The 13780-nt window shown below is 45.5% G+C and carries 11 protein-coding genes; all 11 read right to left on the bottom strand.

What is annotated here, in order from left to right; translation table 11 throughout:
* Position 1: 1 nt before the first annotated feature.
* The 11 genes from SIO70_RS12270 to SIO70_RS12220 all read right to left on the bottom strand — a co-directional run bounded on the left by SIO70_RS12270 (position 2) and on the right by SIO70_RS12220 (position 13759).
* Complete coding sequence (locus tag SIO70_RS12270) at positions 2-499, bottom strand: hypothetical protein (protein WP_320581148.1); 498 nt, start codon at positions 497-499, stop codon at positions 2-4.
* A 162-nt stretch (positions 500-661) separates the two neighbouring features.
* Positions 662-1699, bottom strand: a complete 1038-nt coding sequence (locus tag SIO70_RS12265) for a sugar phosphate isomerase/epimerase family protein (RefSeq protein ID WP_320581147.1) — start codon at positions 1697-1699, stop codon at positions 662-664.
* A gap of 272 nt (positions 1700-1971) precedes the next feature.
* Positions 1972-2883: a bile acid:sodium symporter family protein gene (locus SIO70_RS12260; protein WP_320581146.1), complete on the bottom strand. Its 912-nt coding sequence runs from the start codon at positions 2881-2883 to the stop codon at positions 1972-1974.
* A gap of 101 nt (positions 2884-2984) precedes the next feature.
* The gene (locus SIO70_RS12255) at positions 2985-3899 is read right to left on the bottom strand and encodes an RraA family protein (protein ID WP_320581145.1); all 915 of its coding nucleotides are present in this window, start codon (positions 3897-3899) and stop codon (positions 2985-2987) included.
* Between the two features lie 3 nt (positions 3900-3902).
* Positions 3903-5138, bottom strand: coding sequence for an amidohydrolase/deacetylase family metallohydrolase (locus SIO70_RS12250; protein WP_320581144.1), 1236 nt, complete (start codon positions 5136-5138; stop codon positions 3903-3905).
* 89 nt (positions 5139-5227) lie between these two features.
* Entirely contained in the window at positions 5228-6466 is a 1239-nt protein-coding gene (locus SIO70_RS12245) for an aminotransferase class V-fold PLP-dependent enzyme (RefSeq protein WP_320581143.1), read from the bottom strand.
* A 78-nt stretch (positions 6467-6544) separates the two neighbouring features.
* On the bottom strand, positions 6545-7006 hold the full coding sequence (locus SIO70_RS12240; protein ID WP_320581142.1) for a RidA family protein: 462 nt from the start codon (positions 7004-7006) through the stop codon (positions 6545-6547).
* Between the two features lie 20 nt (positions 7007-7026).
* Positions 7027-8547: a SusD/RagB family nutrient-binding outer membrane lipoprotein gene (locus tag SIO70_RS12235; RefSeq protein ID WP_320581141.1), complete on the bottom strand. Its 1521-nt coding sequence runs from the start codon at positions 8545-8547 to the stop codon at positions 7027-7029.
* A 24-nt stretch (positions 8548-8571) separates the two neighbouring features.
* Positions 8572-12018: a SusC/RagA family TonB-linked outer membrane protein gene (locus tag SIO70_RS12230; RefSeq protein ID WP_320581140.1), complete on the bottom strand. Its 3447-nt coding sequence runs from the start codon at positions 12016-12018 to the stop codon at positions 8572-8574.
* Between the two features lie 52 nt (positions 12019-12070).
* Positions 12071-13099, bottom strand: coding sequence for a FecR family protein (locus SIO70_RS12225; protein WP_320582065.1), 1029 nt, complete (start codon positions 13097-13099; stop codon positions 12071-12073).
* Between the two features lie 45 nt (positions 13100-13144).
* On the bottom strand, positions 13145-13759 hold the full coding sequence (locus tag SIO70_RS12220; RefSeq protein WP_320581139.1) for a sigma-70 family RNA polymerase sigma factor: 615 nt from the start codon (positions 13757-13759) through the stop codon (positions 13145-13147).
* Positions 13760-13780 lie beyond the last annotated feature (21 nt).

Below are 13780 nucleotides of genomic sequence, written 5' to 3'. Positions count from 1 at the left end.
GTTAGTTTTCCTGCATCCAGTTCTGCTGGAAGATATCAGCGAGATCATTTACCAGCGAAGGTATGCCATCGACCACCACTGTGATCTTATTACTCACACGGTCCTGGGTATCAAAAGCCGCATATTGCAGGGTAAATCTTTTCCCCAGTAGTTTTTCAGGTATACCGATGATGATCGCCTCATCCCCGAAATTACCTATTTTGTACAGGATCCTGGTCCCTACTACCTGTACAAAGTACCCCGCCAGGAAGCGATCCTGTGGATTAGGATAGATGTATACGTACTGGTTACCCACCATACAGTGGATACCGGTCAGTAGAACAGGAGCCTCCGGACTGGCCGAAGAAACTGGAAATCCTCCTCTGGAACAAGTACCATAACCCACATCCAACACCTCATTTTCATCTACGTCCTCAAAGAAGGATATCAGCTTATCAATATAAAAGGCAAGAATCATAAACATACTTGCCACTGCGCCGAACAAAATAAATTTATCCATTGAGGAAGGTTGTACTACAAACTTACAGTTGCTAACAATGTTTTTGGGGACGAACTGCTAAACGGCGGACGAAAGAAGCATTTAAAAATTGACTACTAAGATATTATAAAACTATCAAGTTAAAAGATGTTTGATAAATGGTAACATAAGGGAGGGAGGAACTTAGCTAAGTTCCTCTCCCACTTTCTTTAGAAGTGCTAATGTTTTTCTCACCCCTTCATCTTCGGACAATTGGTTGCCCTCGTATTCTATACCGATATGACCTGTATAACCGGCCTCTTTTACGATCTTCAGCATTTTATGATAGTCTGTTTCTACGCAGTTACCATTTGCATCGAAATCATAGGTTTTGGCACTGGCGCCTTTCGCAAAGGGCATGAGCTCTGTGACCCCTTCATAGCGGTCATATTCTTCCAGGCATTTAGTTTTTGCCCATGCTTCAGGCGTATTGGCTTCAGGTTTTGTTCTGTTCAGGCAGAAGTTGCCAAAATCAGGGAGGGTACCACAGTTAGGGCGGTTGATTGTTTTCATGACACCAGACAGCCATTTACCATTAGATGAAATGCCGCCATGGTTTTCTACAATTACGTTGATATTATGGGTACTTGCGAATTCTGATAATTTAGAGAGGGATTCTACGACTGCTTTGGCTACATCCTCCGGCTTACCTTCGCCGGCAGCGTTGACGCGGATGGCGTGACACCCCAGGTATTCTGCGGCTTCCACCCATTTGTAATGATTCTCAACCGCCTGGTGTCTCTTCTTTGTATCCTGATCGCCCATTTCTCCTTCACCATCACACATGATCAATACACTCCTTACACCATTGTCGCTGCAGCGCTTTTTCAGATCAGCCAGGTAGCCTTTATCTTTTGCTTTGTCCTTAAAGAACTGGTTCACATACTCTACTGCCTCAATGCCGAAATCCTTTTTGGCTTTCACCGGGAAGTCAAGGTGGCTCATCTGGTTCGCAAATAATGCCTTGTGGAAGGACCATTCTGCCAGGGAAATTTTAAAGAACAAAGATTTGGCCGTACCCAGCGCTTCCGCTTTGGTGGCAGCGGTGGTATCCTTTGTATCTGATTCTTTTGTTGATTGCCCATTATTACAGGCAGCCAGAATAGTTGGAACCATGCCGGCGCCCATTGTATACAATGCCAGTTGACGAAGGAAATCCCGACGATGAGAGTGAGAATTCATATACGTGGTTTTGATTGATGAAAATGGATTCCGGCCCCGTTTTTGAGACCTGCTTATTCACTAACAATTTATCAAATTAACAGGACAAAAGAAAGATGACCAAAGATTATTTGTAAAAATTTCGCCGAAAGGCATACTTTTTTCGCTTTAAGTTATTATCTTTTGCCTCTCATTCCCGTTTGTCTTTATTATAGATTCCACCACGTGACACCGAAAGGTGGCTTATATGATAAAACTAGCGCCGTACTACTTACGGTAGTACGGCCTCCACGTTATTCTTCAGGGGGATGCCTATGCCACCAGCTGGCCAGCAAAGACCCCGTTACATTCATCAACGGGCCGAACACGGCCGGCGCCAACCCTACCGTTGCTATCTTACCCATACTTTTCGCTATCGCAGATGCCAACCCTCCATTTTGCATTCCTACTTCTATCGCTATGGTACGGCAATCCTGCTCCTTCATCCGGATCAGCTTACACAACCAGTAACCCAGTCCATAACCTGATAAATTGTGTATCAGTGAACTAAGTATCAATAATAAACCTACATCCAGCAAGCTATCCCGCCCATGGGCAGTAATGATCACAATGATAAATCCAATGGCAGCCATGGAGATCTTAGGCATCACATTGTCCAGCCATTTCGCCCTGCCACTCAAAAAATGATTGAAGACCAGGCCCGCTGCCACCGGCAGGATCACCATTTTAAAGATGTCCCACATCATATGAGTGACGCTGATATCAATATAACTTCCCGCCAGCCAGCGCATGAGCAATGGTGTCACGAAAGGCGCCAGCATCGTGGAAATAGCCGTAAGTGTTACTGACAATGCGAGGTTCGCTTTTGCCAGGTAAGAGATGACGTTCGACGCCATGCCACAAGGCACGGTGCCTATCAATACCACGCCTGCAGCGATTTCCGGGGGAAACTTAAAGAGATGCGCCAGCCCCCAGCCAATGAAAGGCATGATCGTGAAATGACAAAGTACACCTGTCAGTACACCCATAGGCATTTTGATCACACCATAAAAATCACGGAGACTCATGGCTGTTCCCATGCCGAACATGATGATCTGTAATAAAGGTGTGATTAGTTTTGCAAGGTCGTAATCCCCAACATGGGTAAAATATTGCGGATAGTATAGCGAAGTTGTCACAGCGGCAAAGATCATTAACGTATACACGTAGCCGCGAGTTTGTGGTTTTCCCGAAAATAATATTGCTAAAAGTACCCAAAAACCAATAATATAAGGGCCGAGATGATTCATAAGTGGATATTTATTTTTTACCAGGTTCGTTTTTCTAACATTTTGTCCAGCTCCTGCCTGGTCATAGGTGCTTTACCCGCCTGCTTATGCTGCCATTCCAGAAAAGCCTGCCTGATAGCATCTGTCCAGTTATTGTCCAGTTCTCCGGGAGTATATTTTCCAGTCTTCAGCATCTCAAAACTAAATGCATCTTTGACCTGTATAAAGGCAGCGATAGCAATTACTTTTTCTGCGAGATGCGCAGGTACGAAAATAACGCCTTCTTTGGAAGTTAGTACCAAGTCACCCGGCAGTACAACAGCCTTTCCTATACGAATAGGTACATTCATACCAGACAACATTACGTTTTTCAAAAAGGATGGATCCCAGTCTCTCACCAGCGCATTAAAACCCGGGATCTCTTCCAGCCCATCCAGGTCACGGGCCGATGCATTGAAGACTACACCATTGCCAGAGCGGGCATAGATGGCATTTCCTAGTGTAGAACCGATCAATGTACCATCTGCAATTTTACCGAATCCATCCGCCACATATACATCCCCTTTCGTCAATTGTTGGATGGGCCATGAATTACTATTGCCTTTCCAGCCTTTTTGTTGTCCGCGTTCTTTCAGATGTGCTTCTATATCCGGTCTGGCCGGAATAAACATGGCCGTGACCGCTCTACCTGCCATCACGCTATCCGGATGGATCATTTTAAATCCACCTTCAAACTGGCAATGGTATCCCTCTCCTTCCAATATCGTCCATACATCATCCAACCCTACCTCTTTGGCCAGTGCAATCACTGCATCAGGAATACGGGGACGGCCGTCCGGAAAGCGTTCTCCTTTCCAGTCGGCCGTTAAAAATATCAGTTCCTCTTTAGATATTGTCTGCGCGGCAACGCTATTCAGCAGCAGACAGAGTGGAATCAAAAAAAACAGTTTCATATTTTAATTTTCGGTTTGTACTGAGATACTATCTGCCAGACCATTCAGGTCATACACGACCTTACCCGCACGGATGGTGACTTCGCAGGCGATCCTTTCTTTCCCTTCCAGTTTTACACCCATAGGATCTGCATAGCCAAACTGTCCTTTCTCTAATCTTAATATAGCAATGTCCGCCACGGTGTTTTCTGAAAGAGCACCCAGTTCTTCATGACGAATGGCTTTTGCAGCATCATCTGTAGTAGCTTTGATCAGGGCATTAAAACTCATGCCCATTGCCATGGTTTTCGACATCACATTCAGCAGGTCTTTCATGGCAGCATTCATACTGCCTGTGTGAATATCCGTACTGATCGTATTAGGCAGGAATCCCGCTTTCATAGCCGGCATAGCGATCTTGTAGGAAAAGCTGGTGCCACCATGCCCCACATCGAAGAGGATGCCTTTTTTACGCGCAGCCCAGATGTAATCAGGTACTTTTCCATTTTCATCTACGATAGGCATACGTCCTTTTACATTGGCATATACATGGGTAAAGATATCGCCGGGGCGCAGGTGTTTTTCAAACAATTCATTGAGAGGCAAAGGTGGATTACTACCTCCAAAGTCAATCATCACCGGGGTTCCCGTCATCTCTCCTGCCTGTACCGCTCTATCTACGGGTGTCCATTCTGCACCTTCAAAGTGTGCCACCTTGATCCCTACTAAATATTTCTTATACTGGCGGATGGTCAGTGCTGTCATCTTTGCATCCATATCATTCGTATCCTGTTCATAAGGCCCACCACGCATACCACCACCTACAATATTCAGAAATGCCAATACCCTCGTTTGCGAATGGCGGATGGTCTGATCCAAAAACGTTTCAAAGCTGCGCCATCCCGAGCTACCAGCATCTACTACAGTCGTCACACCGCAACGGAAAGTAAAGCCATCTGGTGCTACGGCACTGTAACTATTATTTAAATACCTGTTAGGCGTGGTACCAATGAAATTATGTGTGTGAATATCAATAAGCCCCGGCGTCACGTACATTCCTTTTGCATCTATGATGGTGGCGGCTCTTGTAGCATCGATGTGTGGTGCTACCTTTGCGATGGTATCTTCTCTGAGTGCAATATCCATGACTGCATCAATATGATTGCGCGGGTCAATGACGTGCCCGTTTTTTATGAGGAGGCTGTATTGTTGTGCATGCAAAGCACTCCCAGCCAGCATGAGAAATATTAAAAACCTCATTTCTGTTACTTTAATGTTAAGACCTGTGTGGTAAAAATTAACAGGGAGCCTTGAGGCTCCCTGTGGGTGACTAAACACACTCCAATTTATCAACCATGCGTTTCTAACAAAGCTTTCTCTGTGAGCGCTTTTTTCAGCGCTGCGGCTACTATCTTTTCCTGTCCGGGTACCAGCATCCAGGTAGTGATGGCAACGGCATGCTGGTTTTCCCCATCAGCTATTTCTATGGATGGAGAACCGCTTCTTAGTTTCTCTTTTAATTCTGCTGCGGTAGCAGGGATCTTTTTGGGATCCCAGCTTATATGCAGGGTAGGCACGTGATTGGCGATAGCCGGTACTTTCACGGTAGTGGTCACACCACCTACGGAAGTTGCTGCATCGCCAATCAACTTAATTTGTGCTTCCCACATTTTCCATTCTTTGTCATGATCGGTAGCCAGATAAGTTTCCAGCGCTATCAGCATACCGAGTATTTCTTCTTTGTTTACTTTCAGACCACGGCCAATGGTATTCCCTCTTGGAGGAGCACTGAGGCGCGCTGCCTGAATGTATTTCTTTCTGCCCAGCAGTAAACCGGCACTTTGTGGGCCACGAATACCTTTACCACCTGAAAAACAAACCAGGTCATACCCCATGTTCGTATACTTCCACAGGTTTTCCACAGGAGGCACGTCTGCCGCACAATCTATCATGGTAGGGATGTTGTGTGCCTGTGCTATTTTCAGGAACTCTTCTACCTGTACCGGTCCATCAAAGTTATTTGCATTCAGGAAATACATCAGCGCAGTCTTGTCGGTGATAGCGCTGATCAGTTCTTCTTTGGTATCTACATAAACGATCTTCAACCCTGTATTTTTCAAGGCATGTGCATATGCGATATCATGCTTGCGCTGGATGATCACTTCTGTTTTCATACCAGTACCTTCCAGGTGTGGCAGCTGTGCTACTTTTTTTTCATCCATGCCTGTGAGCACACCGGCGGCTCCCAGGGTCATGGCAGATGCACAACCAGAAGTAACTGTAGCATATTCACATTTCAGCAGTTCTGCAATGCGGGCGCCTACTTTATCCTGTAGCTCATCGAGCAATACAAAATCTTTCGAAGCATAGTTGATGGCATTCATCACTTCAGGACGCATGAGCGATCCTGTCATTGCTGTGTAGGTGCCTGCCGCATTGATGAAAGTGCGGATACCCAAATCTTTGAAATAATCTTTTGCTACAGCAGGTGCTGCGGCGTCAGTTAATGGCAATATATTAGCACTGCCTGCGAAAGCCCCGAATACAGGGATCACAGACATGTTTTTCAATAAGTCTCTGCGGTTCATGAGTAGTAAAATAAAAAAGTGAGGAAGAAAGGGGGGATCGCTTTAATAAGCGATCCCGTAGAGAAGGGGGAACTATTCTTATAGAGATGCAATGCAGTCCATCTCTACAAGAGAGTCTCCCGGCACTCCTCCATAAACAGCTACGGTAGTGCGTACCGGAGGGTTAGCGCCAAACCGGCCTCTATATACCTCATTCATGGCCTTGTAATCGTTCAGGTCATGCAGGAATACGCTTACTTTCAATACCTTGTCCATCGAAGAACCTGCCTTTTTCAACTGTGCTTCCATTTCTTTCAGCACATGATCTGTATGTGCCTTAATATCGCCTTCAAAGTGGGCGCCGATACCTGCAATGTATACGGTGTTGCCATGCACTTTGAAACTGGAAAATAAAGGTACTTCCTGGTCATAAACTACATTTCCATTTTCTGTTGTGGCAGGCAGTGTCGCCCCGGCAGCCTTTGCTACGGCACTGATACCGGTCATACCAGCTGCGGCGGCAAACATTTTTTTCAATACGGATCTTCTTTGGTTTTGCATGATTTCAAAAGTTGAGAGGATTATTCTTTATCCCACCATATGCGGGTTGTCATCAGGTTTGCGCCTTGTCTGTCTACCGCTTCCTGCAGGCTTGCTGCGTTCACGCTTTCTTCTGAAGGTGGATACAGGAGGCGGCGGGGAATGGTACCACCAGTAATATTGCCGGAGATATTCACAGGCGTGAGTGCAGGGTAGCCCAAACGGCGCCAGTTGGCATGAATCTCCTGTTCATCGAGGAACATGGATACATAGTATTCATTGCCGATCATTTGTAGCTGTTGATCTGTGGTACCAGTAAGGGTATGTGCTGCCTGGTAAGCTGTGATTTTACTTTCAGCAATCACCCCTGCACTGCCAAATTGTGCCCAGTTGCGCATAGAAGCACCAATGGCGGCAGAGAAAGTAGTAGCTGCGTCACCGGAATACCAGCCTCTTACAGCCGCTTCTGCCAGGTAAAGATTTACTTCTGCAGCACTCATCACAATGATAGGTGCAGTATATTGTAAGATTGTTGACGGATTTGGTTCTGAATAATTCACGAAGCTATCTGGTTTCAGCAGCAGCCCATTGGGCATACCGAATTGCAATGCGGTGCTGGTATCTGCCTTTCCATCCTTCCATACGATGGCCATTACATTCAGGCGGGGATCATTATTATCTTTCAGCAAATTGATAAAAGTCCGGGCCAGTTTACCACCTTCTGTATTGCTCGTACCATCTGCCACCGCGTAGTCGTTGGAAAGCAGGGCAGCCGCTCTTGGATTCCTGTTCAGCGATGTACCATCTGTATATTTCATGGTAGCAATGTCTGCATCATCTGTAATAACACCACCTGCAATTGCCTTCTGTACCCAGGTCTGTGCAGATGCTGCATCGACTTTTGACATGCGCATACCCAGGCGCAGCATCAGGGAGTAAGCAAATTTCTTCCACCTGGTTACATCCCCTTCATAGATATAATCACCTGCGCCAAAAGTTGTTTTGGAGGCATCGAGCGCCTGAGCAGCTTCATCCAGTTCATTCAGCATATCGGCATAGATGTCCTTTTGTGCATCGTAACTGGGCGTAAAGTTGTTAGTCGTATATCCCTGTGCAGCTTCAGAATAAGGAATGTCGCCATAGAGATCCGTTATGCGGTGCATGATGAATACGCGCCAGATGCGGGAGATGGACAATTCATTGACTTCTGAAGAATCCAGTGCATTGATAACGGTCGCTATTTCATTTACAGCTCCGGGAAATCCGGTTGTAAAGTAATCGTAGGGATAGGTACCTTGTTGAAAATAATATTTGTCTCCTATACCCGGTACGTCTTTGTATGTAGCAAATTGCTGCATAGATCCCCCACATGCCAGTGCATCTGTGGCAAACCAGCTGTTGTTCAGCGCGTCCAGCAGTGCTTTGCTGAACATATATTCCGGTACTACGCTGCTGGATGCATCCGGGTTCACATTCATTTCCTCAAAGCCCTTGTCACATGACTGGATCAGTAATGTAGCTGCTATGGCTGTATATATAAGAAAGTTAAATCGCATTTTCATAATTCGAGTGTGTAACATGAACAATTAGAATTTAGCCATCAGGTTCAGACCAAAACTTCTGGTGCGTGGAATACCAAACGCTTCGAAGCCCTGGGCATTGCTGTTTGTGTAGCTGGATTCCGGATCAAAGTTGTCCGTATTCTTGTACAGGATAAGCAGGTTACGCGCTACGAAAGACAGGGAAGCGCTCTGTACGATCTTCAGATTATGCACAGGTAACTGGTAACTCAGTACTACCTGGCGCAGTTTTACGAAGCTACCGTCGTACATGAACTGATCTGTATAATTCTTGGTATTGTCGTAGTAAAGACGCAGATTAGATACCGGGATGGTGTTGGTATAAGCATTGCCATTCTGATCAACGCCACTCAGTTCCAGACCGTTTTCACGACCTTTCAATGTCTTTTTGTGCAGACCAAAACGGGTAGCATATACATTCATTACAGAGAATACCTTGTTGCCGAATTTACCGTCTACCAGTACATCGAGTGACAGGCGTTTATAATGGAAGGTATTGCTCAAACCCATGGTCAACGGTGGTACACCGTTACCTAAAGTCTTCAACGCACTCTTTTGCTCGTACCCGGTAGCGCTATTGTAAATAGTCTCCCCTTTTTCATTTTTCGCTACGCTATACCCTTTGATCACACCATAGGGGCTCCCTACGGAATTGTGTACGAATGCCCAGCTACCTACGCTGGTAGCCATCTGGAGGGTAGTGAGACCAGCTGCCAGTTGTTCTACTTTGCTCTGGTTGTAGGCCACATTATAGCTCACATTCCAAGTGAAGTTTTTAGATTTTACTGGTGTACCGGTTAACAGTACTTCAATACCCTTGTTCGATAATTTACCCACATTCAGCAGTGCATTATTATAGCCGGAGGTGGTAGAGATAGCCGTAGTTACGATATCGTTCGTCGTATGCTTGTTGTAGTAAGTGATATCGAAACCGATACGGTTATTCAGGAGCTGTGCTTCAACACCTACTTCGTAAGTAGTAGACGTGAGTGGCTTGAGGTTGGAATTGGTGACCAGGTTTGCACCGTTCGACTGTGTGATTGTTTGTACAGGTTGACCTTCATGTCCACCCTGTACCATACTATAACTCTGGTTCAGGATGTATGGATCAGGCGTTGCACCACCTACCTGTGCCCATGAGGCGCGTACTTTGGCAAAGCTGATAGCTTTAGGCAGCTGCACTGCATCAGAAAGGATGAAGCTGCTACCTACAGCAGGATAAAAGATATGATTATTCTGAGGACTTAATGTTGAAAACCAGTCTTCACGACCGCTGAAGTTCAGGAACACGACAGATTTATAGTCCAGGTCTACCGCACCAAAAATAGAGTTGGTCGCAACATTGTTTCTTGTAGGCGTAGTTGTGACAGTACTCAGGTTGGTATAGCTGTAGAAGAATGGAATAATGAACTGTGTACCGGTAATGGCTGTTTGATTTGATTTGTATCTGCGTGAATTTCCACCTGCAAGTACGTTCAGCCCGATTGTACCGGCGAGTTTGGTATTGTAGTTCGCCGTGAGCATAGAGTTGGTTTCTGATACTGCATTTCTTATGCCGCTGTATTCACCTGCAGCACCTGTAGTATAAACTGTACCAGTTGGAATGATACCTACATAGTCGTAGTTGAAGAAATCGCGGCTGATATTTCCTTTTACATACAGGTTCTTGAGGATGTCGTATTTCACACTAGCCTGACCAATGAAACGGTTTTTGGTATCATTGTTTTTGAAGCGGTTCACAACGAAATAAGGGTTGGAAGCGTACGCAGTTTCATTCCATTGTATTTCACGACCATTTTCATCATAACCGGGATCCAGGGAGCGGATGTCCACTGTATTCGCGATCATATAAACGCCCCAGTTAGGGTTGCCGGTAGCATCCCCGGAACTGGAGCGGTTTGTGGCATTCTCTACATTATATTGCGCTATTGCTTCGATGCTGATCCTTTTACCCAGGACAGCGTTCAGGTTCAGGTTCGCAATTTTCTTGTCGAACTTTGAATTAGGAACGATGCTTTTGCTGTTGGTATTAGAGAGCGAGAAGCGGAAGTTCAGTGCTTCATTACCACCGTTAAAAGCTACGGTGTTAGTATAGGTAGAACCTGTACGGTAGAAATTCTGGATATTATTTTTTTGTGGGGAGTAAGGATGTTCTTTACCGTCGAATGCGATATAATTCTGACCATCCATTTTAGCACCCCAACTGCGACGGCCCCAGGTTACTGCCTGTGACTGTGAAGAAGGTTTTACACCGCCATCACCCTGGCCATATTCATATTGCCAGTCAGTAAATACAACAGGTGTTTCTGCGGTGAAGGTAGAATTGTAATCTACCCCAACCCCCTTTCGGGCACGACCTTTTTTGGTAGTGATGAGAATCACACCATTTGCTGCGCGGGAGCCATAGAGTGCAGCAGCAGTACCTCCTTTCAATACGCTAATGGTCTCGATATCATCAGGGTTGATGCCACCAATACCATCACCACGGTCTACGTTCTGACCACCACCACCGGTAGTAGGGCTTCCGCCTGGTGTGGTGTTATCAATAGGCATACCGTTTACAACATAGAGTGGTTGGTTATCCCCATTCAATGAAGTGTTTCCACGAATGATCACGCGGCTGGAACCACCAGGGCCGCTGGCCAGGCTGGTAGCGTTCACACCGGCAATTTTACCGGTAAGTGCATTGGCAACGTTCACCTCGCGGGCCTGTGTGAAGTCACTACCCTTTACTTCGGTCACTGAATAGGCCAGTGCTTTTTTATCCTTTTTGATACCCAATGCAGTCACTACTACTTCGGAGAGTGCTTTGTTGGATTCAGCGAGTGTTACATTTACCAGGTCAGCAGCACTGTTGACAGTGATCTCCTGTTTATCAAAACCGATGGATGAAACTACCAATACTATAGGTAGTGTAGCATCTTTTAAATTTAGTTCGAAATCTCCTTTATCGTTGGCAACAGTTACGAGAGCGGGATTACCTTTTACTGAGATGGTAGCGCCAGGTACAGGTGCGCCATCGGGGCCGGTAATTTTCCCCTTCAGTTTATCGGCAAAGAGTGCGTTGTAATTGAGAATAGTCGTATTTACGTCCCTTGTATAAATAGAATACTGAGTTTTGTTGACCCGGCTGTAGGCAAGCGCGAAATCAGACAGTAATAATTTTAAGGCAGCTTCTGCCTCCATTGTTTCTGCTCTGTCTACGACATCAGCGGGCACCATTTTACCGTCCAGCAGTCCTTCCCTGTATGCGAAACGGATATTTTGCAGCTTTTTCAGCCTTATCAGTGCATCTTTCAGTGACATTGTTCCTGCCTTGTGGTATGGGATATTGTCCGTCTGCCTCATGGAAGCATACATCGCGGGCGTCTGTGCGCTGACAGGTGCAGCAATACCTGGTAGCAGGGCACAGGAAAGCAGCCCCAAAATGAGATTTTGGTTTAAAATGTTCATTAGTTTTTTTTTACGTGTACTGTTTATACGCGCTTCCTCCGCGTACTCCCTTTTACTTTCCTGATGTGATGACCAGTTCCTTTTTGGATGGCTGATCGATTGTTACGTTTAGCGTAGTAGTAATTACGGTTAAGAGTTCATCAACATTCGTTACGTTAATATCTCCTTCAATCTTTAACTTTCTGAGTGAGGCATCAGCTACTTTTACGGTATAGCCATAGTTATCCTGCAGTGTTTCTATGATCTCACCTAAAGTGGCGTCTGTAAACGTAAGCTGTATCTCTGTCCAGCGCTTTATCTTCTCGGGCTTATCTAACTTTCTTGTTACTATTAAATTATTGTCTGCGTATTCCACATAGTCACCAGGCAACATAACGAGTGAGCGATCCTTATTATAATCTACTTTGATCTTACCTGTAATCAATCCGACTTTGGTTTTGCCATGACGGCTTCTGACATTGAAGGACGTACCCAGTACTTCAATACTAATACCATTGCTATGTACTATAAATTGTTGGCCAGGGCCGGTTCTGTTGATATGTTTTACATCAAAATAGGCTTCACCATCTATCCATACTTCTCTTGGTTTAGTGTCACTCCATGCTTCATTGAATGATATGGCCGAAGATGCATTGAGTGTTACGGTACTATGGTCAGGCAATGTCACTGTTCTCATTTCGCCATAGCCAGTTGCTATCTGCTCCATGTGATTGCGGAAGTAATGGTTCACTATCATATAACCTCCGGCAGTCACTACCAGGGCCACTGCTGCTGCACGCACCCAGTTGTTTAACCAACGCAGGCGGGTAGGGCGGGCACCCTGACTTTCTATAGTCGCCGTAATCCTTTCGAGTACACGGGCTTTGCTATCTTTATTGTCCCAGAACTCCTGTGACCGATAGGAACGGATCACATTTACAGCAAACTCAAAGTTGGCTGCTGCTGCAGGATATTGTACAGGGAATTCGCTCCAGAATTGTGCTGCTGCAGGGTCTTGTTCTTTGCCTGATACCCATTTGATAAAAGCATCATCGTCCAAAAAATCCTGTAGTGAATACGCTAAATATTTATCATTGTTCATCACGCTATCCCCTGTTTATTGGTATTATACATGACATATTGAAAATTATCCCTCCAAAACCGGAATTTTTTTTGAAATATTTTTCAGCAGGAATAAAAGGCCGCATATAAGCAGCCAGGTTTGTTTGTTGGAGGCCTTTTGCAGGTTGTCGAGGGCTTTATATAATAATTTATAGGTAGAACTCATATTAATGTCCATGATCGTGGATATCTCTTCGTAGGACATGCCTTCATAAAATCGCAGGAAGATGATCTCCTGTTGCCTGGCAGGGAGGGTATTGACCAGGTCTATTACCTGCTTACGCAGTTCCTGCTCCTCCTGCCGGAAAGATGCATCAGGAATAAAGTTGACAGTAAAGCCAGTCCCTTCCCCATCCAGTTCCACAAATTTTGAAAGGGACTGGATCTTACGGAATAAGGTAGAACGGAATGCTTTGTACAGGTAATTTTTTACAGATACAGGTTGACCCAGTCGCTGGCGGGTAGTCCATATTCTCACAAAGAGATCGTGCACTACATCGTGGATGAGGTCTTCATCCCGCGTAAACTTACGGCCGTAGTTGTTCAATAGTTCGTAGAACTCTCCATAAAGAGCGGTGAAGGCATCCCAGTCCCCCTGTTTAAACGCATTCCACCATAACACATGACTCTCCGATTGCATAGACAGTTGATTTTGGAAGAC

The organism is Chitinophaga sancti (assembly GCF_034087045.1).
GTDB classification, from domain to species: Bacteria; Bacteroidota; Bacteroidia; order Chitinophagales; family Chitinophagaceae; genus Chitinophaga; species Chitinophaga sancti_B.
Note: the sequence above shows the minus strand (reverse complement) of the source record. Positions and strands in the feature narration are given on the sequence as shown.

Coding starts and splice junctions, on each gene's coding strand:
- SIO70_RS12270 (WP_320581148.1), bottom strand. CDS start 499: ATGGATAAATTTATTTTGTTCGGCGCAGTGGCAAGTATGTTTATGATT.
- SIO70_RS12265 (WP_320581147.1), bottom strand. CDS start 1,699: ATGAATTCTCACTCTCATCGTCGGGATTTCCTTCGTCAACTGGCATTG.
- SIO70_RS12255 (WP_320581145.1), bottom strand. CDS start 3,899: ATGAAACTGTTTTTTTTGATTCCACTCTGTCTGCTGCTGAATAGCGTT.
- SIO70_RS12250 (WP_320581144.1), bottom strand. CDS start 5,138: ATGAGGTTTTTAATATTTCTCATGCTGGCTGGGAGTGCTTTGCATGCA.
- SIO70_RS12245 (WP_320581143.1), bottom strand. CDS start 6,466: ATGAACCGCAGAGACTTATTGAAAAACATGTCTGTGATCCCTGTATTC.
- SIO70_RS12240 (WP_320581142.1), bottom strand. CDS start 7,006: ATGCAAAACCAAAGAAGATCCGTATTGAAAAAAATGTTTGCCGCCGCA.
- SIO70_RS12235 (WP_320581141.1), bottom strand. CDS start 8,547: ATGAAAATGCGATTTAACTTTCTTATATATACAGCCATAGCAGCTACA.
- SIO70_RS12230 (WP_320581140.1), bottom strand. CDS start 12,018: ATGAACATTTTAAACCAAAATCTCATTTTGGGGCTGCTTTCCTGTGCC.
- SIO70_RS12225 (WP_320582065.1), bottom strand. CDS start 13,099: ATGAACAATGATAAATATTTAGCGTATTCACTACAGGATTTTTTGGAC.
- SIO70_RS12220 (WP_320581139.1), bottom strand. CDS start 13,759: ATGCAATCGGAGAGTCATGTGTTATGGTGGAATGCGTTTAAACAGGGG.